This is a genomic window from Azospirillum sp. TSH20, from assembly GCF_003115935.1.
GTDB lineage: Bacteria > Pseudomonadota > Alphaproteobacteria > Azospirillales > Azospirillaceae > Azospirillum.
In genome coordinates this window covers 84,464-105,406 of the sequence record NZ_LGQU01000108.1, presented here as the reverse complement: position 1 = coordinate 105,406, position 20,943 = coordinate 84,464, and the positions used below count along the sequence as shown (strand labels likewise).

Annotated in this window: 19 protein-coding genes; 10 read left to right on the top strand and 9 right to left on the bottom strand. The window is 68.4% G+C overall.

Going from position 1 to position 20,943, the window contains the following annotated elements; all coding sequences use genetic code 11:
* Positions 1–9: 9 nt before the first annotated feature.
* Positions 10–681, bottom strand: coding sequence for an NnrU family protein (locus tag TSH20_RS26175; RefSeq protein WP_109156973.1), 672 nt, complete (start codon positions 679–681; stop codon positions 10–12).
* A gap of 135 nt (positions 682–816) precedes the next feature.
* On the opposite strand from TSH20_RS26175, the gene TSH20_RS26170 reads away from it, so the two are divergent.
* From TSH20_RS26170 to TSH20_RS26160, 3 genes are all read left to right on the top strand, one after another.
* Complete coding sequence (locus tag TSH20_RS26170) at positions 817–1,467, top strand: DedA family protein (protein WP_109157045.1); 651 nt, start codon at positions 817–819, stop codon at positions 1,465–1,467.
* A 137-nt stretch (positions 1,468–1,604) separates the two neighbouring features.
* Positions 1,605–2,195, top strand: coding sequence for a DUF4398 domain-containing protein (locus tag TSH20_RS26165; RefSeq protein ID WP_109156974.1), 591 nt, complete (start codon positions 1,605–1,607; stop codon positions 2,193–2,195).
* On the top strand, positions 2,192–2,962 hold the full coding sequence (locus TSH20_RS26160) for an OmpA family protein (protein ID WP_109156975.1): 771 nt from the start codon (positions 2,192–2,194) through the stop codon (positions 2,960–2,962). The genes TSH20_RS26165 and TSH20_RS26160 overlap by 4 nt, the downstream gene beginning before the upstream one ends.
* 36 nt (positions 2,963–2,998) lie before the next feature.
* Here the strand turns inward: TSH20_RS26160 and TSH20_RS26155 are convergent, their stop codons facing one another.
* Positions 2,999–4,645: a phospholipase D-like domain-containing protein gene (locus TSH20_RS26155; protein ID WP_109156976.1), complete on the bottom strand. Its 1,647-nt coding sequence runs from the start codon at positions 4,643–4,645 to the stop codon at positions 2,999–3,001.
* Between the two features lie 363 nt (positions 4,646–5,008).
* Between TSH20_RS26155 and TSH20_RS26150 the strand changes: the two genes are divergently transcribed.
* Entirely contained in the window at positions 5,009–5,428 is a 420-nt protein-coding gene (locus TSH20_RS26150; RefSeq protein WP_109493000.1) for a hypothetical protein, read from the top strand.
* A gap of 129 nt (positions 5,429–5,557) precedes the next feature.
* On the opposite strand, the gene TSH20_RS26145 is transcribed toward TSH20_RS26150, so the two are convergent.
* On the bottom strand, positions 5,558–6,301 hold the full coding sequence (locus tag TSH20_RS26145) for a gamma-glutamyl-gamma-aminobutyrate hydrolase family protein (RefSeq protein ID WP_109156978.1): 744 nt from the start codon (positions 6,299–6,301) through the stop codon (positions 5,558–5,560).
* Between the two features lie 10 nt (positions 6,302–6,311).
* Entirely contained in the window at positions 6,312–7,361 is a 1,050-nt protein-coding gene (locus tag TSH20_RS26140; protein WP_109156979.1) for an amidoligase family protein, read from the bottom strand.
* A 363-nt stretch (positions 7,362–7,724) separates the two neighbouring features.
* Here TSH20_RS26140 and TSH20_RS26135 point away from each other — a divergent pair, with 363 nt between their 5' ends.
* The gene (locus TSH20_RS26135; protein WP_109156980.1) at positions 7,725–10,877 is read left to right on the top strand and encodes a PAS domain-containing protein; all 3,153 of its coding nucleotides are present in this window, start codon (positions 7,725–7,727) and stop codon (positions 10,875–10,877) included.
* 18 nt (positions 10,878–10,895) lie between these two features.
* Here the strand turns inward: TSH20_RS26135 and TSH20_RS26130 are convergent, their stop codons facing one another.
* From TSH20_RS26130 to TSH20_RS26115, 4 genes are all read right to left on the bottom strand, one after another.
* Complete coding sequence (locus TSH20_RS26130; protein WP_109156981.1) at positions 10,896–11,378, bottom strand: hypothetical protein; 483 nt, start codon at positions 11,376–11,378, stop codon at positions 10,896–10,898.
* Positions 11,375–11,587, bottom strand: coding sequence for a hypothetical protein (locus TSH20_RS26125; protein ID WP_109156982.1), 213 nt, complete (start codon positions 11,585–11,587; stop codon positions 11,375–11,377). Before TSH20_RS26125 ends, TSH20_RS26130 begins: the two co-directional genes overlap by 4 nt.
* 240 nt (positions 11,588–11,827) lie before the next feature.
* A complete protein-coding gene (acnA, locus tag TSH20_RS26120) occupies positions 11,828–14,515 on the bottom strand; it encodes an aconitate hydratase AcnA (protein ID WP_109156983.1) in 2,688 nt (895 codons plus the stop codon).
* A 347-nt stretch (positions 14,516–14,862) separates the two neighbouring features.
* Positions 14,863–15,768: a class I SAM-dependent methyltransferase gene (locus TSH20_RS26115; protein ID WP_109156984.1), complete on the bottom strand. Its 906-nt coding sequence runs from the start codon at positions 15,766–15,768 to the stop codon at positions 14,863–14,865.
* Between the two features lie 395 nt (positions 15,769–16,163).
* Between TSH20_RS26115 and TSH20_RS26110 the strand changes: the two genes are divergently transcribed.
* The 4 genes from TSH20_RS26110 (at position 16,164) to TSH20_RS26095 (ending at position 18,220) form a co-directional block, all read left to right on the top strand.
* Complete coding sequence (locus TSH20_RS26110; protein WP_109154464.1) at positions 16,164–16,766, top strand: NUDIX hydrolase; 603 nt, start codon at positions 16,164–16,166, stop codon at positions 16,764–16,766.
* Positions 16,767–16,788: 22 nt separating this feature from the next.
* Complete coding sequence (locus TSH20_RS26105) at positions 16,789–17,418, top strand: 3'-5' exonuclease (RefSeq protein ID WP_109156985.1); 630 nt, start codon at positions 16,789–16,791, stop codon at positions 17,416–17,418.
* A gap of 80 nt (positions 17,419–17,498) precedes the next feature.
* Complete coding sequence (locus tag TSH20_RS26100; protein WP_109156986.1) at positions 17,499–17,783, top strand: YciI family protein; 285 nt, start codon at positions 17,499–17,501, stop codon at positions 17,781–17,783.
* A gap of 17 nt (positions 17,784–17,800) precedes the next feature.
* The gene (locus TSH20_RS26095) at positions 17,801–18,220 is read left to right on the top strand and encodes an EVE domain-containing protein (RefSeq protein ID WP_085090178.1); all 420 of its coding nucleotides are present in this window, start codon (positions 17,801–17,803) and stop codon (positions 18,218–18,220) included.
* Between the two features lie 158 nt (positions 18,221–18,378).
* On the opposite strand, the gene TSH20_RS35090 is transcribed toward TSH20_RS26095, so the two are convergent.
* Complete coding sequence (locus TSH20_RS35090; protein ID WP_158282064.1) at positions 18,379–18,603, bottom strand: hypothetical protein; 225 nt, start codon at positions 18,601–18,603, stop codon at positions 18,379–18,381.
* Between the two features lie 390 nt (positions 18,604–18,993).
* Here TSH20_RS35090 and acs point away from each other — a divergent pair, with 390 nt between their 5' ends.
* Positions 18,994–20,934 (top strand): acetate--CoA ligase, encoded by a 1,941-nt coding sequence (gene acs / locus TSH20_RS26085; RefSeq protein WP_109156988.1) that lies wholly within the window; start codon positions 18,994–18,996, stop codon positions 20,932–20,934.
* Positions 20,935–20,943 lie beyond the last annotated feature (9 nt).

Sequence of the window (20,943 nt, the reverse complement as noted above, 5' to 3'; positions counted from 1 at the left end):
CCATCCCGCTCAACCTATCCAGTAGAGTGGATCCACCCCGAAGAGCAGGGGGTGCAGCATCAGCATGCCCCCATATGCGGCAAGTCCACCGGCCAGCCGCGCCGGTCCCATCTCCGCCAATCCGCGCAGCGCCCCGCGCCAGCCCTGCGGCCCCGCCAGCGGCAGAAGCGAGGTCTCCGCCCGGAAGGCGCGGCCGCCGGGGCTGCGGCGCAGCACGACCTCGTTCTTCACCAGCGCGAACAGGGCGATGGCCGCCATGGTGCCGAACAGCAGCACGCGGCGCCCGTCGCCGGTGGCGTTCAGATGGGCCAGCGCCCACAGCAGCAGCGCCAGGCTGCCCGGCGCGCGGGTCAGGCGGTAGACGCCGCGCGGCGGATTGGGCTCGCTCTGGCTGCCGAAGCGGGTGGTGACGCGGGCGACCAGAAGCAGGAAGACGATCGGCATCACCATGGCGACCAGCGGAGCCGCCCAGTCGAAGGGGGTGAACACCACCTCCCCGCCGTCGGCGGCACGGTAGGCCAGCACGAACAGGGCCAGCGTCAGCAGAGAGCCGACGGAATGGATCGTCGCGAAGCCGCCGCGGCCGAGCCGGGCGATCAGGGCGGGCCGCACCCCCGGCCAGGACGGCAGGGCATGGCTGAGGAACAGCAGGGCGGCGGCGAGGGTGAGGGATGCGGTCATGATGGAGACACTAAACCGTGGACGAACGACTCACGCCTTGATTGGAGTCAAGAAGACGGGAAATGGGGAACGCCCGCAAGGCCCGCGCGGTTCACAGGTGGAGAACCGGCTCATCCCCCGACCCTTGTGGACACCATGACCGAGTGGATCATCCAGATCGTGCAGCAGTTCGGCTATCTCGGCATCTTCCTGATGCTGATCCTGGCCCGCGTGCTGCCGCCGGTGCCGGCGGAGACGGTGATCCCGCTGGCCGGCATGGGTGCCGCGACGGGGGAGTTCAACCTGCTGCTGGTGGCGCTGGCCGCCGGTCTCGGCTCGGCCGTCGGGGAACTGGTGTGGTACCTGCCGGCGCACTGGATGGGGCGCGAGCGGTTCGAGGCCTTCCTGCGCCGCCATGGCCATTGGCTGACTGTGAAGCCGGAGCAGGTCCACCGCGCCACCGAATGGTTCGCCCGGCGCGGCGGCCTCGCCGTGCTGCTGTGCCAGCCGCTGCCGGGGCTGCGCACGCTGATCTCCGTTCCCGCCGGGGCCTGCGGGCTGCCGATGGGGGTGTTCCTGCTCTATGCCGCCGCCGGTGCGGCGCTGTGGTCGCTGGTGCTGGCCGCCACCGGCTATCTGGTGCGGGTGGGCTTCCCCTGGATTGCCGACTGGATGGTGCCGGCGACGCTGGTGTTGTTCATCGTCCTGCTGGGGACCTATGTGCTGCGGCTGGTCCGACATCGCCGCGAGAACCGTCGGGAGGAGCGCCGGGCGGCGCAGAGCGGCGTTTCGCGCGGCGGCGGCTGAGTTCCTGCGGAACCTTCACCCCGCTTTGCGCGTTTGAGGCGCGAGACATCCCCGAAAGGACATGGACCAGAAGGACATAGCCTTCCGGCCAGACCACGGTTTCCGGCGTGAAGCCCGATCCGAAAGGAACCGATCCGATGACCCGCAAATCCGCGAACCCGATCCGATGGCGAGCCGCCGCCGTGCTGTCGGCGGCGCTGGGCATGGCCGCCTGCGCCTCCGACGTGCCGCCGCCCACCGCCCAGCTCGGCGCCGCTTCCCAGGCGGTGCAGGAGGCCGAGCGCGCCAACGCCCTGCAATACGCTCCCGTCGCGCTGCAGAGCGCCCGTGACAAGCTGGCCGCCGCCGACAAGGCGATGCGGGCCGACGAACGCACCCGTGCCCGCCGTCTGGCCGAGGAGGCCCGCGTCGATGCCGAACTGGCGACGGTGACCTCGCAGCGCGCGGTGACGCAGCAGGCCGCCACCGCGGTCCGCAAGTCGGCGATTCCCAACGCCCCGCAATCGGCTGCCGCGCCGAACGCGGCGCCGGTCTACAGCGGGTCGAGCTATGGCACGTCCGGTTACGGCGATTCCAACCTGAGCGGCTCCAGCTACGGGGCTCCGGCCACCGTTCCGAATGCCGTTCCGCCGGCCGTTCCGCCCGCGCCGGCCGGCTCCCTCGGCACCAATGGCGGCACGAGCGGCGGCAACAGCTGGGGCTACAGCTATCCGGAGGTGCGTCAATGACCGCGTTCGCTCCCCGCACCATCCTCGTGCTGGCCGGGCTGGGCCTCGGGCTCGCCGGTTGCGCCACCCAGCCGACCGACAGCGCCGCCCTGACCCAGGCGCGCCAGGACTACAGCCTCGCTGCCGCCAATCCGCAGGTCGCCGGCAACGCTCCGCTGCAGCTGCGCGATGCCGAGCAGGCGCTGCGCCGGGCCGAGGCGCTGCGCGACCAGGGCGCCGACGCCGCCGAGGTCGACCATCAGGCCTACATCGCCAGCCGCCGGGTGCAGATCGCCCAGGAGACGGCCGGGGTGAAGGGCGCCCAGACCGTGGTCGCCAACGCCGACACCTACCGCCTCCAGGCCCGCAACACGGAGCTTGAGCAGCAGCTGCGCGACCTGCAGGCGCAGCGGACCGAGCGCGGGCTGGTCATGACGCTGGGCGACATCCTGTTCGCCACCGGCCGGGCGGAGCTGACCCCCGGCGCCTATGACCGGGTCGACCGGCTTGCCCGCTTCCTGCAGGCGCAGCCCGGCCGCACCATCCGGATCGAGGGCCACACCGACAACACCGGCAGCGACGCCACCAACCTGCGCCTGTCGGAGGCCCGCGCCAATGCCGTCCGCGACGCGCTGACCGCCCGCGGCGTCTCGCCGTCGCGCATCGTCACCCAGGGGATGGGCGAGGCGCAGCCGGTCGCCAGCAACAGCAACGACGCCGGCCGCCAGCAGAACCGCCGCGTCGAGATCGTCATCTCCGACGACGGCAGGGTGGCGGAGACGCGGTAAGCGTCAGCCACTCCCATCCAGCCCCCCGCGCCGGCGTCAGTCGCGCGCGGGGTGTTTTTTTGCCTGCATGGACCGGAAGACGCCCCAGGCTCCGGTGGCCATACCGACCGTCAGCAAGGCCGCGGCGCCGGCGCGCAGGGCGGAGCGCGGCGGCGAGGGCAGGCGCTTCCACGGCGCCCAGGCCTCCTCCGGATCGTCCGGGTCGGCGATGCGCAGGGCGGCGAAGGCCTGTTCGGTCAGGCTGGGATCGCTGGCCGGCAAATCCGCCAGCCGCCGCCCGGACGGCCGGCGAAGCCGGTCGATGGCGCCGACCATACTGCCGGTCTTCGCAATCTCCACCTCCAGCCGATCCTGCCCGATGCCCAGATGCTCGGCCAGCAGGCGGTTGCGCACACCCTCGATCGCGGCCTTCGCCCGGTCCCGTTCCGGTCCGTCCTCCTGCGGCGCTTCGATGGTCAGGTCGCATTCGGTGTCGTAGCCCATCGACCGGTTGTTCAGGTTGGAAGACCCGATGCGCAGCAGCCGGCCGTCGACCGCCACCACCTTGGAATGGACGATCACCGGCCGGCCCTGCTCCGTCACCGGGGTCAGGGCGCGCAGCCGGCCGAAGTGGTCGGCCTCGCGCAGGCAGCGCAGGGCGACCGCGCGCGGCGTGTCCATCGCCATGCGGTCGAACCAGCTCGGACTTTCCATCGACACCACCAGCACCACCTCCGGCCCGTCGGGTTCGGCCAGACGGCGGGCCAGCGCCTCGGCGACGCGGGCGGAGGCGAAATACTGGTTCTCCAGATAGATCGTCCGCTCCGCCGCGGCGATGGCGGCAAAGGTCAGCGCCTCGCTCTCGCGGATCGCCGGATGGCCGTCGGTTGCCGGCACGGTGCGCGACACGCCGACCTGCGCGTCGGTCAAGACCGGGTGGGCACAGTCGGGCAGGGGGCAGTCCGGCCAGGGATCATGATCGGAAGACTTTACATCGGGGGGAGGGCAGGGCTCCAGCGCCTCGCCGGTGGCGTTGCGCCAGCGCTCCCGCGCCAGTGCGCCGAGCGCGCGGGCGGCATCGCCGTCGACCATCATCATCACGTCGTGGCGCGGGCCATAGGGTTCGCCGTTCGGACAGCGGCGGCGCGGGTCGTCGTCGCGATGCTCCGACGTGTCCCAGCGGTCGAAGGAGAAGTCGATCCCGCCGCAGAAGGCCAGCGCATCGTCGATCACCAGCAGCTTCTGGTGCTGGGCGGCGCCGACCGGCAGCTCGCCGTCCAGCCGGGCGGTCAGCCGGTAGCCGGTGTTGCGGTCCAGCCGTTCCAGCGGTTCGTGCGGGTGGTCCAGCGCGATGGGAAAGGGCATGTCCCATTTCAGCGCCCGCACATGCAGGCCGGGACGCGACCGCATCAGCCGGGCGAGGAAGCGGCCCAGCGTCTCCGGGCTGTCGGGATCGAGGCGCATGCGCGGGTCGATGTCCCAGCCGACCAGAAGGATCGACTGCCGCGCCCGCTCCATCGCGGCGCGGGCGGCGACGAAATAGTCGGCGCCGTCGACCAGCACCGCCACCCGCCCGGCCCGCTCGGTCCGCCAGCAGGTGAGGCCGGGGCGGAGCACCGGGCCGGTTGCCGGCTGCGGCGGTTCGGGCTGGAAAGACGCAGGTTCGGAGGTGTCGGCGGGTAGGGCTGAGGAATTGAGCTTCATCGGGACACGTCGACAGTGTGGGCGGCGGCATTGCGGGCGGCATCCGGCGCGAAGACGCGCATCGGAAGGAACGCCCGGGACCGTCCGCCTCGCGGCTTGAACCACGGTGGGGCCCCGATGTTCCCGTTTCGCCGGCGGGGCGTCCGTATCTCGCCGAAGGAGACCGCTTCGGTACGCTTTTTGTCACCGGCTTCCCAAAAAAGAAGAGACGAAGACCGCAACCAAGTCAGTGCTGCCCTGTTCTAAACCGATGAAAGACGCGAGGCCTGGGCCGGAAGTCGCGAGGCGGCTAAAGGCGCGGCAGTCGCCCCGTTTTGAAAGACGCCCAAATGCGAGGCGTTGCCACCATGAAGGAGTTCGAGGATGCGTAACCTGATGATCGGCGCCGTTTCTGCGGTTCTCCTGATGGCCGCACCGGCCATGGCCCAGACGGCTCAGTCAGAGAGCCCCGGCGCCGTCAAGAGCAGCGGCGCCTACGACACCGCCCCGAGCACCAGCAGCGGCTACACCGGGCCGGACGGCGTCGTCCGCACCCCGCCGGGCGCAACCACCTCGCCGTCGGCCGGTTCCTCGACCGGCGGTGTGGACATGCCTGGCACGTCCGGTTCGTCGGGCACCTACAGCAACGGCTCGGGTTCGTCGATGCCGGGCGTGACCACCGCGCCGTCGGGCATGGGCAACAACACCGGCAGCAACATTCCGCGCGACAACCAGACCGCCACCGGCACCCACTGCCCGCCGGGCACCCCGAACTGCGGCCCGGACCAGGGCGGCAGCCAGTAACCTTCCGCATCGCGGCAGTCACCGCGGGCGCCCCGGAGCCATCCCTCCGGCGGCGCCCGCGTCGTTTTGGACGTCGCTGAAGGCCCGTGAAGGGTGATGCGACGCAAGTGCGCCGTCAGCCGCCCGCCGTCAGCCGGATGCGCGGACCGAACGGCGGGGCGGAACCTCCACGAATTCGTCCAGCGGAGCGGTGCCGGCGGCGGTGGCGACCAGACGGCGGAACAGCGCCTGCTGGCGGTTGTCGGCGACCAGATATTCCGGATGCCATTGCACGCCGATCAGGAAGGGCTCGTCCGGCGCCTCGATGCCCTGGACGACGCCGGCCCGTTCGCGGGCGACGACGCGCATCCCATCGCCGACACGGTCCACCGATTGGTGGTGCAGGGCGTTTACCCGGCATTCGGCGATGCCGAGGATGCGGTAGAGCCGGCTGTCCGGCTCGATCCAGATGCGCTTGCGCGGCAGCACGGTGCGCATGTGCGGCGCCTCCTCGTACACCTCGTGGATGTCGATGTGGAGCGAGCCGCCGCGGTGGACGTTGATCATCTGCGAACCGCGGCAGATGCCCAGTACCGGCAGCGCGATCTTCGCCGCGCAGTCCAGCGCCCGCATCTCCAGCCGGTCGCGTTCGGGATCGATGCGGATTTGCGGGCGGGCGGATTCGCCGTAGAGCGAGGCGTCGATGTCGTCGCCGCCGCCGACCACCAGCGCGTCCAGCCGGTCGATGGGAAAGGGTGAGTCGGCCGTGATGCGGACCGACGAGGCACCGGCCCGCCACAGGGCCAGCCGGTTGGCCATGGCGGCGATGCGGCTGCCATGGATCGAGGCGGTGATGCCGACCAGCGGCCGGGATCTGCCGACGATGGATGCCATGGCGATCCCCTCAGCCCGCCTGACGGGCGGAGTCGTCCAGGGCGCCGTCCTGGCCGGCGACCCTGCCCAAATTCGGATTGCCGGGATTCGAATTGCCCAGAGTCGGATTGCCGGCGAGCAGGGCGTCGATGCGCTCGGCCCAACCGTCCAGCTGCTGCGCCTCGGCCGCCCGGCGGTAATCGGTGCCGAGACCGTCCAGCAGGGCGCGGTCGGCGGCGAGCCGCTCCACCGTCACCCAGCGGTTCCAGTCGGCGGCGAGCGACCAGCCGGGGTCGCTGAGCCGCGCGTTGGGCAGCCGGTAATGGAAGGTCGGGCGCGGGCGGATATGCGGATCTTGCATCGCCGCGGCCAGCCGGTCGCGGTCGAGATGGGCGAACAGCGGGAACAGGTCCAGCTCGCGGTTGCGGGTCGGGTTGTCGGCCAGATAATCGTCGATCAGCCCGCCGAGATCGGGACGGTATGCCGGATCGACCACCTTGGCGGCGTACGGCGTCGGGAAGGCGGCGATGAAGCCTGACAGCCGCCGGGTGACGTCGACGCGGATCTCCCGGCGCAGCCAGGGGGCCAGCAGCAGGAAGGCCTTCAAGGTGTCCAGCAGGTAGTCGGCGTCGGTCCGCGCCACCTCCGGATTGAAATGCAGGCCGAAGGCGAAGAGCGGGCTGGCCTCCGTCCCGGCGGCGCCCAGCGCGCGCAGGCGGGCGACCATCTCCTCCAGCTCCGGCATCTGCTCCACCGTCACCGGCGGCGCGGCGATCTCGAAGGGCATCACCAGGCTGCCGATGTTGCCCCACAGCGGACGCAACGGGTCGAGCACCGCCGCTCCCCCCTTGCCGCTGTGGGCGGAGCGCATGTCCAGCTCCACCGTGAAGTCGCCGAGCCGGGTGCCCGTCACCAGACATCGGTGCGGGTTCTCGACGGCGACCGTCCCGCCGAACAGCCGGTGCACGCAGGCTGCGGCCGACGGCGCGTCCAGGTCGGCGAATTCAAGTTCCACCCCCACACGGCGCGGCGTGCCCTGGGGAGTGGTGCGGAGCGGGGGGAGGAGGAAGGGTGTGGTCATTGCAAGCCTTCAACAGCGCATTCCGCACGCTGTTCCCTGACCGGAACCTTGGCGCAAATTCGGGGCGGGGGAAGTTGCGGATCATCGCGCAGGTGAGAAATCAGGGCAGAAACGCGGGCATACCCCTTTCGACGATAGCCGTCCGATGGTGGTATGTTTGGAGTTTAGATATTAATGTCGCTCGATTACCGGCACTTTAGAGAAAATCTGCCGACTTTCGTTCATGTCCTTCCGTTTATGCTGTGCTGCAGTTCTCTAAATTAACCGGCGCTTAACCATAAGTGCGTTAGCGATAGACACGCGGCACGGTGGCGCATCTGGTGTTCCATCCGGTCGGCTTCGCGGAGGAGCCTCGTCTACGCCATGACCCTTCTGGCACGCCTCTTCATCCTGGTCCTGCTTGCGGTGCTTCCGGCGATCGGGATCCAGATCTACAGCGTGCTCGAACAGCGGGCGGAGCGCGAAGCCGATGTCACGCTTCAGGCCGAGCGGCTGCTGCGTCAGGTGGAAAGCGAGCATTTCCGCATCATCGACAGCGCACGTCTGATGGTCACCGCAATCACCGAGACGCGCTTCCTGCGCCGGGGCGAGATCGAGAACTGCCAGCCCTATCTGGAACGGCTGGCCGTCCGCTCCGCCGATTACCGCACCCTGTCGGTCACCGACGGCGAAGGCCGCATCCTGTGCAGCGCCGATCCGTCGCGCATCGGCGCCTCGCTGGCGGCCCAGCCGCATTTCCGCCGGGCGATGGCCCAGGGGCGCTTTTCCGTCGGCGAATGGACGATCACCCATTCCGGCGACACCGGCGGGGAATTGCCGGTCGCGGCTCCCTATGCCGATTCCGAAGGCCGGCGGGCCGGGGTGGTCGCCCTGTCGCTCGACGTGTCGCGGCTGGCCGCCATGTTCGCCGCCCGCCCGATGCCGGAGAACACCACCCTGACCGTCGCCGACCGGTCCGGCACAATCCTGGTGAAGCTGCCGGGCACCCAGGGCCGCGCCGGCGAACGGCTGCCGGACGGCTATCTGTCGCTGCTGTCGGACAGGGAGGCCGGTGTGGCCATGCTGCCCGGGCTGGACGGCGTGTCGCGCATCCTCGCCTACTCCCCGCCGTCCGCCGGCATCCGCGACCTGTTCATCAGCGTCGGCGTCGACCGCGGTGCCGCCATGGGGGTGGTGGACCGCGCCACCCGCGACGGACTGCTGATGACCCTGTCCGGCTTCCTGGTCGCCGCCGCCGCCGCCTGGATCGGCGGCACCCTGTTCATCCGCCGTCCGGTCGACGCACTGGTCTCGGCCGCCCGCGACTGGAGCGAGGGCAAGACCACCACCCGCGTCAAGCTGTCCGACCGTTCGTCGGAGATCGGCCAGCTCGGCCACGCCTTCGACACGATGGCCGACCGGCTGGAGGCGCGGGAAGCCGCGCTGCGCCAGTCGGAGAGCCACATCCGCGCCGTGCTGGACGCGCTGCCGGCTTTCGTCGGCGTGCTGACGCCGGACGGGGCGGTGGCCCAGGTCAACCGCGTCGCGGCCGATGCCGCCGGGCTGCCGGCCGCGCGCATCGTCGGCCGTCCCTTCGACGAGATCTGCTGGCTGTCCTTCGACGAGGCCGGACGCGAGCGGCTGCGGCAGGCGCTGGCGCTGGGGGCGGGCGGCCGCTCCTCCCGCTTCGACGCCGGGCTGCGGCTGGCGCTGGGGCGGGAGTCGGCATCGCGGGAGATGGCCCAGCGCGAGATGGTGGTGGACGTCAACCTGACCCCGATGGTCGACGCCGACGGCCATGTCACCCACCTGATCGCGACGGGCATCGACATCACCGAGCGCAAGCGCACCGAGGAGGCGCTGCGCGTGGCCGAGGAGCGGGTGCGCACCGGCCTGCGCAATTCCGGCGTGGTGGTGTTCAACCAGGACCAGGATTTGCGCTACACCTGGGCGCATTCGGAGTGGCTCGGCGTCGCTCCCGACGCGCTGATCGGCCGCACCGACACCGACCTGACCGACCATGGCGAGGATGCCGACGGCATCATGGCGCTGAAGCGCCGCGTTATGGAGAGCGGTGTTGGCGCTCGGGAAGAGGTGCGCATCCGCTGCAAGGGCGAGGACCGCTTCTTCGACCTGACCGTCGATCCGCTGCGCGACCCCTCCGGCCGTGTGGAGGGCGTCACCTGCGCCGCCGTCGAGGTCACCGACCGCAAGAAGGCCGAGGCCGAACTGCGCCGTGCGCGGGAGGAGGCGGATCAGGCCAACGAGGGCAAGTCGAAGTTCCTCGCCGCCGCCAGCCACGACCTGCGCCAGCCGGTGCAGTCGCTCTACCTCTTCACCGCGGCGCTGAGCGACCGGCTGCAGGGCAATCCGGCCCTGCCGATCCTCGACAACATCCGCCAGGGGCTGGACACGCTGAAGACCCTGCTGGACGGTCTGCTGGACATGTCGCGGCTGGAATCCGGCAAGATCGTCGCCACCCCGGTCGAGGTGCGGCTGAACCAGCTGCTCGGCCGGCTGGTCGCCGAATACGGACCGCGCGCCGCCCAGAAGGGGCTGGAACTGCGCGCCGTGCCGACCCGCGCCTGGGTCCGCACCGATCCGGCCCATCTGGAACGCATCCTGCGCAATCTGGTCGAGAACGCGCTGCGCTACACCACCAAGGGCAAGGTGCTGCTGGGCTGCCGCCGCACCCCGTCCGGCATGCGGGTGGAGGTGTGGGATACCGGCAGCGGCATCCCCGCAGACCGGCTGGAGGACATTTTCGAGGAGTTCACCCAGTTGGGCGAGCGCAGCGAACGCGGCCTCGGCCTTGGGCTGGCCATCGTCAAGCGCCTGTCGCGCCTGCTCGGCCATCCGGTGACGGTGCGCTCGTGGGAGGGCCGGGGCTCGGCCTTCGCGGTTGAGCTGCCGCGGGTGATCCTTGGCACTCCCAAGAGCAACTCCCGGAGCACGCCGCGTCCGGCCGGTGGCACCGCCGTCGCCGCGGCGACGCTGGCGCGCCACTCCGTCGCCAACGATGCCGCGGCCAACGCCGCCGGCAACGACCGCGGGCAGGCGATCAGCGCCATCGCCAACGCCTTCGGCGGCGGGCGGAGCGGCGGCGGGGCCGCGAAGGCGGGAGCGGCGACGATAGCCGCCCCGGCCGCCAACGGGGCCACTGGGGCCAAGGGCATGGTGCTGGTGATCGACGACGAGGCGATCATCCTGCTCGGCCTCAAGGCGATCCTGGAGGGTTGGGGCTATGACGTGCTGACCGCCAAGTCGGGCGATCAGGCGCTGGAACGGCTGCGCGCCGACGGCCGCTGCCCGCAGATCGTGCTGGCCGACTACCAGCTCCAGCAAGGGCGCACCGGTCCGGAGGCGGTGAGTGCCGTTCAGACCATGCTGGGCCAGACGATCCCCGGCATCATCTTGACCGGCGACACCAGCACCGAACGGCAGGAGGAGGCCGAGCGCCGCGGTTTCCGCATCCTGCACAAGCCGGTCTTCCCCAACGACCTGCGCCGCATGATGGCGAGCGCCGGGGCGGCGTGAGGGTAGGGCGGAGGTTGGTCAGCCGGCCTCCGCCACGAAGGCGTCGAAGAACAGCCCGGCGGTCTCCTGATTGGCGTGGCGGCGCGACAGCTGATAGCTCAGTTCGAGGATGTTCGCTTCCGGGACATGGCGCTGCACGAACAGCTTGCGGACCAGCAGCGTCGCAGCCAATTCCTGAATGAGGTGGAAGTGGCTGTTGTCCCAGGCCTCTTCCTTGAAGTGGACGATCTTGAAGCGGCTCAGCCGGAAAGCGAGGACTCCGGCGATCTTGCCGTGACTGACGCCGCGAGACTTGGAGCGCCGGGCAAGCATCGCACGGATATCGATTTCCGCTTCCTTCACGGCGAGCGCCAGTTCACGGTCGCTGTATTCGATGTGCTTTTGCGAAAGACCGAAAACGCCGCAGGCCTTCCATAGGAAGCTTACATACTCGGAGAAGATCCTGGACCAGACATCGTTGGAAAAGGAGAACTCCGGTAACGCTGGATCGCCATCGATCATTCGGTGGGAATCCCCAGCAGCCGCCGATAGGCGTTCACGTCCACATCGTCGTCCTTGGGGGCCTTGCTGACCAGCGCGTCAAGCTCTTCGCTCGTCCGGATGCCGTGGTTCAGGCACACCTCGCCGCGGGTCTCGCGATACTTCATCATCCGTTCAATGGATTCCGCGAGCAGTTGCGGGTTGTCCATGACGTCCTGCAGGTTGGGCATAGTGCGATCAACCCATGTTTGACCGCCCAGATGCAGGTCGGAACCGCATCCAGGGCCGGGTTGGTGATGGCCGTTCGGCCGAAATGCGAAGCGACCGGGAATTCCCGATCGCTCTTCACATTTTCTAGTTCGGCAAGGCGGCACCCGTCAAGGAAGAAGAGAACAGGCGCCGCCCAACCAAGACTCCGGCCCGTGTGACATTCGCTCACGAATAAAATGGCAAATGCCGCGCATGCACGATCACTTCGCCAGATTCCGCAGCACGAAGTTCAGAACGCCGCCATTCCTGTAATACTCCACCTCGTCCAGCGTATCGATGCGCAGCAGCAGCGGGTAGGTCTCCACAGTGCCGCTGGCGCGGGTCAGGGTCAGGGTGACGTCCTTGCGCGGGCGCAGATCCTGTTCGATGCCGGCGATGTCGAAGGTCTCCGACCCGTCCAGCTTCAGGTCGGCGCGGGTGACGCCGTCCTTGAACTGCAGGGGAAGAATGCCCATCCCGACGAGGTTGGAGCGGTGGATGCGCTCGAAGCTCTCGGCGATCACCGCGCGGATGCCCAACAGGCGGGTGCCCTTCGCCGCCCAGTCGCGGCTCGACCCCGTGCCGTATTCCTTGCCGGCGACCACCACCAGCGGCACGCCCTCGTCGGCGTAGCGCATGGCGGCGGTGTAGATCGGCAGCCGCTCGCCCGACGGGTAATGCTTGGTCTCGCCGCCTTCGACGCCGGGGATCAGTTCGTTGCGGATGCGGATGTTGGCGAAGGTGCCGCGCATCATGACTTCATGGTTGCCGCGGCGGGCGCCGTAGCTGTTGAAGTCCTGCGGACGGACCTGATAGCTCAGCAGATACTCGCCGGCCGGGCTCGTCTTCTTGATCGAGCCGGCGGGGGAGATGTGGTCGGTGGTGATCGAATCGCCCAGCACCGCCAGCGCCCGCGCGCCGCGCACATCCGACACCGGGTCCGGCGTCTTGGTCAGGCCGCTGAAGAAGGGCGGCAGCTTCACGTAGGTGGAGCCCTCCTGCCACTGGTAGGTCTGGCCCTCCGCCGTGGCGATGGCCTGCCACTGTTCCGGACCCTTGAAGACGTCGGAATAGCGGCTGCGGAACATCTCGGCGGTCAGCGAGGCGTCGATGGCGTCCTGCACCTCGCGGTTGCTCGGCCAGATGTCCTTCAGATAGACCGGGCCCTCGGTGCCGGTGCCGATGGGATCCTTGGTCAGGTCGATGTTCAGGTTGCCGGCCAGCGCATAGGCGACGCACAGCGGCGGCGAGGCCAGATAGTTGGCGCGGGTGTGCGGGTTGACGCGGCCTTCGAAGTTGCGGTTGCCCGACAACACGGCGCCGACCACGAGGTTGCCTTCCTCCACCGCCGCGGCGATCGGCTCCGGCAGCGGGCCGGAGTTGCCGATGCAGGTGGTGCAGCCATAGCCCACGATGTTGAAGCCGATGCGGTCCAGATAGGGCTGCAGCCCGGCCTTGGCGAGATAGTCGGTGACCACCTGCGATCCCGGCGCCAGCGAGGTCTTGACCCACGGCTTCTGCTTCAGCCCCTTTTCCACCGCCTTCTTGGCCAGCAGGCCGGCGGCGACCAGCACCGCCGGGTTGGAGGTGTTGGTGCAGGAGGTGATGGCGGCGATGACGACGGCACCCTGTTCCAGGCTGTAGTCGGTGCCCTTCACCGGAACCGCCTTCTTGGGATCGTCGGCCTTGTAGGCGTCGGTCATGTCCTTGGCGAAGCCCTGGGCGATACCCGACAGGGCGACGCGGTCCTGCGGACGCTTGGGGCCGGCCAGCGACGGCTCCACCGTGGCCATGTCCAGTTCCAGCACCTCGGTGAAGACCGGGTCGGGGCTGCCCGGCTCGCGCCACATGCCCTGGGCCTTGGCATAGGCCTCGACCAGCGCCACGCGGTCGGGGTCGCGGCCGGTGAAGGTCAGGTAGCGGATGGTCTCGGCGTCGATCGGGAAGATGCCACAGGTGGCGCCATATTCCGGCGCCATGTTGCCGATGGTGGCGCGGTCGGGCAGCGTCATGCTGTCCAGCCCCGGACCGAAGAACTCCACGAACTTGCCGACCACGCCCTTCTTGCGCAGCATCTGGGTGACGGTCAGCACGAGGTCGGTGGCGGTCATGCCCTCCTTCATCCGGCCGGTCAGCTTGAAGCCGACAACCTCGGGGATCAGCATGGAGATCGGCTGGCCCAGCATCGCGGCCTCCGCCTCGATGCCGCCGACGCCCCAGCCCAGCACGGACAGGCCGTTGACCATGGTGGTGTGGCTGTCGGTACCGACCAGCGTGTCGGGATAGGCGACCGGCTTGCCCGACGGGTCGTTGTCGGCCCACACCACCTGCGCCAGATACTCGGTGTTGACCTGATGGCAGATGCCGGTGCCCGGCGGCACGACGCGGAAATTGTCGAAGGCCTTCTGGCCCCAGCGCAGGAAGGCGTAGCGTTCCAGGTTGCGCTCGAACTCCAGGTCGACGTTCTTCTGGAAGGCGTCGTTGCCGCCGAAATAGTCGACCATCACCGAGTGGTCGATGACGAGGTCGACCGGTACCAGCGGGTTGATCCTCGTCGGGTCGCCGCCCAGCGACGCCATCGCCTCGCGCATCGCCGCCAGATCGCAGACCGCCGGCACGCCGGTGAAGTCCTGCATCAGCACGCGCGCCGGGCGATAGGCGATTTCACGATCGGACCGCTTGTCGACCAGCCATTGGGCCACCGCCTTCACGTCGTCGACGGAGACGGTGCGCCCGTCCTCGAACCGCAGCAGGTTTTCCAGCAGCACCTTCATGGAGAACGGCAGCCGCGACAGATCGCCGAGACCCGCCTGTTCGGCGGCCTTCAGGCTGAAATAGTCGTAGCTCTTGCCGCCGGCGGTGAGGGAGCGGCGGGTCTTGAGCGAATCCTGACCGGTGAAGGTGGTCACGGGAAGCCTCCTTGGCGTTTGGGTCGGGCGTGCGCCTTGGTCGGCGCTTGGGAGAGCGCTTCGGTTACGGTCCAGGTGATGACGGTCCAAAGGACGATCGGTCAAATGACCCTAAAGTTCGTCCGAAAGACTGGGGCAGCCGCGCGGGCGCCCCTACATCATGCAGGCAAGATGTAGGGTGAAGCCCCGGCAGATCAAACGCATGACTCCAAGAAAGCGCCAGCATGGGCGTGGTTGACGGATGGCATGCCGTCAGCTCCCTGACGGGCGGCGACGGGGCTGTCCCCATCCATCATCCTATGACGTCTCTGCGGACTCGTTCTTTACTCATATGAACATTGAGCGCATCACGCCGGCTTCATCGCCACATAGCGGACGAAGCGCAGGCCGCTGCCCAGCACGCGCAGCCGAGCCCACCACAGCGCAAGCTCCCGCTTCAGCGCCGCCAGCACCGGCGCCGGCGGGGGTACGGCGTTCGCCAGCGTGTCGGCCAGCGTCCGCACCCGGTCGATGATGTGGCGGCGGTGCAGCTGGGTCAGGTCCTCCGAAATACGGAGGTCGAGGTTGCGCTGGGTCAGCTCGTCGGCCATGCGGGTGGCGGTCCATGGATAGACCTCCATCGGCTCCTCCTCCCGCCAGCTGTTCCAGGCGTCCCAGGAACCGGGAGTGCCGTCGATCACGTAATCGAACAGGGCGATGCCGCCCTTGGGCTTCACGCAGTCGCTGACGCGGTCCAGGAACAGCTCCTTGTCGCGCAGCCGGTGGACGATGCGGTCGGCCATCACGAGGTCGAAGCTGCCGGCCTGGTTGAAATGCTCCGGGTCGTAGTGGGCGACCGGCGCCTTCTTCGACAGGCCCAGCGCCTTCGACCGGTCCATCGCCAGCTTCGCCAGCAGCGGCGACGGCTCCAGCCCGGTAACCCAGGTGTCGCAACTCTCAACGAGCGCGCGGGCGGTGCCGCCGAGGCCGGCCGACAGGTCCAGCACGCTTTTGGCAGGGTTGAGCCCGAAGGAGCGGACGGAGTCGACCATCCACGCCGCCTCTTCCGGCCCGATCATGTCCTGGCCCCACAGAAGCTGCGCCCCCTCGCTGCGCGCCGGCGACCAGACGGGTTCGCCGTGACGGTCGAGTTGCATCAGCGCCAGCCGGTCCAGCTCCGGATTGCCGTCGACCGCCGCCGGGCCGGACGATGCCGCAGGCAGGATGGCGCTGCCGACCGCCTCCACTGGTCCGGGATGACGCCGCTCCGCCAAGTTACACAGGTCAGCCCGGTGCGAAACGCGGGGCAGCCGAGACAGGTCATAACCCTCCCACCAGGCGGCCAAACGGATGCGCCAATCGGGGTTACGCCACCGCTCCAAATCCTGCGGACTGATCTGCGGAACCACGCATCTGCCCTTTCCAGGTCGTTGGGCGGAACATCAATCCAACCCTTGTGGGGTGTGACATAGGCATTCGACGCTGTGATTTAGAAGTAGGTGCGACGCATTTGTCTGTCAAGAAACCATTATTTAACGATTTCGACTTCGTTTTCCTCAATTGTTGGAAAATTTTACGGGTTTTTGTCTGTAGGCCTGCTGTGTGCGGGCATTGCGGCAGAGGGGCTGTCTCACTATACTCCGGCCGCAACCGACGGAGGGGGCTTCGCGTGCCGATCGAATCCGGTGAGTCCACCGGCAATCCCTGGACCGTGCTGACCAGCACGACGAAATACGAAAACGCCTGGATGGAGGTGGTCGAACACAAGGTTCTGACCCCGAAGGGCGCCCCGGGAATCTACGGCGTCGTCCATCCCCGCAGCATCGCCACCGGCGTCGTGCCGATCCACGACGACGGGACGGTGACGCTGGTCGGCCAGTACCGCTTCCCGTTGAAGCAATACAGCTGGGAAATCCCCGAGGGCGGCGGGCGCAAGGGTTTGGAGCCGCAGGAATCCGCGGCGCGCGAACTGCGCGAGGAGACCGGCCTGACGGCGCGGCGCTGGATGCCGTTGATGAAGCTGCATCTGTCCAACTGCATCACCGACGAGGTGGCTTATACTTTCGTCGCCTGGGGCCTGGAGCAGGGCGAGTCCGCTCCCGACGAGACCGAGGTTCTGGCGGTGCGCCGCCTGCCTTTCGCCGAGGTGATCGACATGGTGCTGGACGGCGCCATCACCGACGCCATGGCGGTCGCCAGCCTGCTGAAACTGCGGGTCCTGGCGGCGGAAGACGGGCTGCCCGAGGATCTCGCAAGCATTCTGCGCCTGTGACCTGCTTGCTTATCGGATCTCAATGACCGTCATTTCCGGCCACGCCGTCGCCATCGATTTCGAAACCGCCAACGAGACCCGCACCAGCGCCTGCTCCATCGGCGTCGCCTGGATCGAGGACGGGCGCGTGACCAGGACGGAGGAGCATCTGATCCGCCCGCGCGAGATGCGCTTCAACTCCTTCAACAGCGCCATCCACGGCATCCGGGAGGAGGACGTCGCCGACGCCCCGGAATTCCCGGAGGTGTGGGCGACCTTGCGCGAGCGGGTGCAGGGCCGGCTGATCCTGGCCCACAATGCCGCCTTCGACATCAGCGTGCTGCGCCACACCCTGACCGACTATGGTCTGGACTGGCCGGCCTGCGACTATCTCTGCACCGTCGTGATGGCGCGGCGCGCCTGGCCGACGCTGACCGCGCACCGGCTGAACCATCTGGCCGACTTCCTGGGGATCGCGCTGGACCACCACCATGCCGGCAGCGACGCCGAGGCCTGCGGCCGCATTGCGCTGGCTGCCGCGGCGGAGATGGGGCTGCGCGGCTTCGGCGAGATTTCCCGCACGGGGATCAATCCGGGCCGCATCGCCCCCGGCGGCTATTCCCCCTGCAAAGGCGGCAAGGCACCGCCCCGGCGTCCGCGCGTGGTGGTGTGAACGGTCGGCATCAGCCGGCGCTTTCCCGCTGCCGTTCCCTGCGCTAGGCTCCCGCTCCACCGTATGAAGGAGCGAGCCGCATGCTGTTCATGTTCCATTGCGTCGACAAGGCGGGTGCCGCCGATATCCGCGCCGCCAACCGTGCCGAGCATCTGGCCTATCTGGAGGCCAACGCCGACCGCATCTTCGTCGCCGGCCCGCTGCTGTCGGACGACCAGAGCGGCATGGTCGGCAGCCTGCTGATCGTCGAGTGCGCCGATGCCGCCGCCGCGCAAGCCTTCGCCGCCAGCGACCCCTATGCCAAGGCCGGCCTGTTCGACAGCGTGACGATCCGGCCCTGGCGCCGCGTCTACCCCAAGGCCTGAGCGGGAGAGCGCCGGCGATGGCCTACTGGCTGGTGAAATCCGAGCCGTTCAAATATTCCTGGGACCGCATGGTCGCCGACGGCCGGACCCATTGGGACGGGGTGCGCAATTACCAGGCGTCCAACAATCTGAAGGCGATGGAGGTGGGCGACCGCGCCTTCTTCTATCACTCCAACGAAGGGCTGGAGATCGTCGGCATCGTCGAGATCGTCCGCACCTATTATCCGGATCCCAGCGACGAGTCCGGCCGCTTCGGCATGGTCGACGTCGCCCCGGTGATGCCGGTGAAGACGCCCGTCACGCTGAAGCAGATCAAGGCCGACCCGCTGCTGCAGTCGATGGCCCTGGTCCGCCAGTCCCGCCTGTCGGTCTGCCCGGTCAGCGAGGAGGAATGGGCCCGCGTGTGCGATCTGGCGGGGGTCGGAGTGCCGGCTTGAGGGGGTGCTGCCGCATGCCCCCTCCCCGACCCTCCCCCGCCTTTGTGCGGTGGAGGGGACTACCGCCGCTTCGCAGAAGGCACCCTCTCCCGCCTTAGCGGGGGAGGGTCGGGGAGGGGGCAAACGCCGACACGCTCCCCACTCAATCGAAACAACTGCTACTCCGCCGCGTCCTGCATCGCCGCGCGGAAGTCGTTGGTCGCCTGCAGCATGCGCCGGGCGATGTCGGCCATCCCGGCGGCGGAGGTGGCGGTGAGGGGCGCGCCCAGGGCGTGCAGCGTGGCGTCGATGGCCGTCAGGCTGGTGCGGTCGGCCAGACCGGTCAGGCGGCCGGCGGTGTCGCCCGCTTCGGGAAGATCGTCCGCGTTGGTGGTGCTGGCCATTGCGATCCTTGCCGCCGATGATCGTTACCGTGATGCAGCAACTCTATAGCTGTCAGTCGGTTAAGGTCGGGTTAAGCAAGGGACTGTTCGTTACAGGGCCGACACGGCGCATGCTGCACCGCGGCGCGGCGGATGGTCGCGGCACGCGGTCGCCCATGATTCGGACCCGAACGGCGCCGAAACCTGCGTGCCTTGGTATGCTTGAGGAAGAAACAGTCTCGCGCTGCAAAATCAGCGACACAATCCTCCTTTGGTCGGGGGGCCTGCGGGGGCCGATTTGCTTGTTCGTCCCGCAACTTGTGTGGATAATGCCGCTCAATTCCGGGCGGCGGCCCGCCGCCCTGCAACATCTTCCGGCCAATTCGGAAGCACCACGGGGGAATCGCACTCATGACCGACAACAGCTTCTTTCCGGTGAAGCCCGAGATCGCGGCGACCGCCCACGTGAATGCGGAAGCCTATGCCCGCATGTACGAGCAGTCGGTCAAGGACCCCGAGGCATTCTGGGGCGAGCAGGGCAAGCGGCTCGACTGGATCAAGCCCTACAGCAAGGTGAAGGATGTCAACTTCAACGACGACGTCCACATCCGCTGGTTCCACGACGGCACGCTGAACGTTTCCGCCAACTGCATCGACCGTCATCTGGCGACCCGCGGCGACCAGACCGCGATCCTGTTCGAAGGCGACGACCCCGGCGTTTCCAAGGCCATCACCTATAAGGAGCTGCACGAGAAGGTCTCGCGCCTCGCCAACGTTCTGAAGAAGAACGGCGTCAAGAAGGGCGACCGCGTCACCATCTACCTGCCGATGATCCCGGAGGCCGCCTATGCGATGCTGGCCTGCACCCGCATCGGCGCCATTCACTCCATCGTCTTCGGCGGCTTCTCGCCCGACAGCCTGAAGGACCGCATCGTCGACTGCGACAGCCACTTCGTCATCACCTCCGACGAGGGCCTGCGCGGCGGCCGCAAGGTGCCGCTGAAGGCCAACGCCGACAAGGCGGTGGCCGGCGCGCCGATGGTCAAGCATGTGCTGGTCGTCAAGCACACCGGCGGCGACGTCGCCTGGACCGAGGGCCGCGACCTCTGGTACCACGAGGAGATGGACAGCGTCTCCGCCGACTGCCCGCCGGAAGAGATGAGCGCCGAGGATCCGCTGTTCATCCTCTACACCTCCGGGTCGACCGGCAAGCCGAAGGGCGTGCTCCACACCACCGGCGGCTATCTCGTCTATGCGTCGATGACCCACCAGTATGTCTTCGACTATAAGGACGGCGAGGTTTACTGGTGCACGGCCGACGTGGGTTGGGTCACCGGCCACAGCTACATCGTCTATGGCCCGCTCGCCAATGGCGCGACCACGCTGATGTTCGAAGGCGTGCCGACCTATCCGGACGTCTCGCGCTTCTGGCAGGTCATCGACAAGCACAAGGTCAACATCTTCTACACCGCGCCGACCGCCATCCGCTCGCTGATGCGCGAAGGTGAGGGCCCGGTCAAGAAGACCTCGCGCGCCTCGCTCCGCGTGCTGGGTTCGGTCGGCGAGCCGATCAATCCGGAAGCGTGGCTGTGGTACTACAATGTGGTTGGCGACGCCCGCTGCCCGATCGTCGACACCTGGTGGCAGACGGAGACCGGCGGCATCCTGATCACCCCGCTGGTCGGCGCCATCGGCCAGAAGCCGGGTTCGGCGACCAAGCCGTTCTTCGGCGTCCAGCCGGTCGTCGTCGACAACGAAGGCCAGATCCTGGAAGGCGAGACCGAGGGCAACCTCTGCATCGCCGATGCGTGGCCGGGCATGATGCGCACGGTCTACGGCGACCACGAACGCTTCGTCCAGACCTACTTCTCGACCTTCCCGGGCAAGTACTTCACCGGTGACGGCTGCCGCCGCGACGCCGACGGCTATTACTGGATCACCGGCCGCGTCGACGACGTCATCAACGTCTCCGGCCACCGCATGGGCACCGCCGAGGTCGAAAGCGCCCTGGTCGCCCACCCGAAGGTCGCCGAGGCCGCGGTCGTCGGCTATCCGCACGACCTGAAGGGCCAGGGCATCTACGCCTACGTCACCCTGAACGCCGGCGAGACCCCGACGGAAGAGCTGCGCAAGGAACTGGTCGCCTGGGTCCGCAAGGAGATCGGCCCGATCGCCTCGCCCGACCTGATCCAGTGGGCCCCCGGCCTGCCGAAGACCCGCTCCGGCAAGATCATGCGCCGCATTCTGCGCAAGATCGCCGCGAACGAGCATGACAGCCTGGGCGACACCTCGACGCTCGCCGATCCGGGTGTCGTGACCGACCTGATCGACAACCGCATGAACAACGGTTGATCGGCGGTA

Bases quoted from the DNA above. Each gene is read 5' to 3' on its own strand.
- TSH20_RS26155 (WP_109156976.1), bottom strand. From the start codon at position 4,645: ATGAAGCTCAATTCCTCAGCCCTACCCGCCGACACCTCCGAACCTGCG.
- TSH20_RS26175 (WP_109156973.1), bottom strand. From the start codon at position 681: ATGACCGCATCCCTCACCCTCGCCGCCGCCCTGCTGTTCCTCAGCCAT.
- TSH20_RS26170 (WP_109157045.1), top strand. From the start codon at position 817: ATGACCGAGTGGATCATCCAGATCGTGCAGCAGTTCGGCTATCTCGGC.
- acs (WP_109156988.1), top strand. From the start codon at position 18,994: ATGACCGACAACAGCTTCTTTCCGGTGAAGCCCGAGATCGCGGCGACC.
- TSH20_RS26160 (WP_109156975.1), top strand. From the start codon at position 2,192: ATGACCGCGTTCGCTCCCCGCACCATCCTCGTGCTGGCCGGGCTGGGC.
- TSH20_RS26100 (WP_109156986.1), top strand. From the start codon at position 17,499: ATGCTGTTCATGTTCCATTGCGTCGACAAGGCGGGTGCCGCCGATATC.
- TSH20_RS26140 (WP_109156979.1), bottom strand. From the start codon at position 7,361: ATGACCACACCCTTCCTCCTCCCCCCGCTCCGCACCACTCCCCAGGGC.
- TSH20_RS26135 (WP_109156980.1), top strand. From the start codon at position 7,725: ATGACCCTTCTGGCACGCCTCTTCATCCTGGTCCTGCTTGCGGTGCTT.
- TSH20_RS26130 (WP_109156981.1), bottom strand. From the start codon at position 11,378: ATGATCGATGGCGATCCAGCGTTACCGGAGTTCTCCTTTTCCAACGAT.
- TSH20_RS26145 (WP_109156978.1), bottom strand. From the start codon at position 6,301: ATGGCATCCATCGTCGGCAGATCCCGGCCGCTGGTCGGCATCACCGCC.
- TSH20_RS35090 (WP_158282064.1), bottom strand. From the start codon at position 18,603: ATGGCCAGCACCACCAACGCGGACGATCTTCCCGAAGCGGGCGACACC.
- TSH20_RS26105 (WP_109156985.1), top strand. From the start codon at position 16,789: ATGACCGTCATTTCCGGCCACGCCGTCGCCATCGATTTCGAAACCGCC.
- TSH20_RS26095 (WP_085090178.1), top strand. From the start codon at position 17,801: ATGGCCTACTGGCTGGTGAAATCCGAGCCGTTCAAATATTCCTGGGAC.
- TSH20_RS26150 (WP_109493000.1), top strand. From the start codon at position 5,009: ATGCGTAACCTGATGATCGGCGCCGTTTCTGCGGTTCTCCTGATGGCC.
- TSH20_RS26165 (WP_109156974.1), top strand. From the start codon at position 1,605: ATGACCCGCAAATCCGCGAACCCGATCCGATGGCGAGCCGCCGCCGTG.
- TSH20_RS26125 (WP_109156982.1), bottom strand. From the start codon at position 11,587: ATGCCCAACCTGCAGGACGTCATGGACAACCCGCAACTGCTCGCGGAA.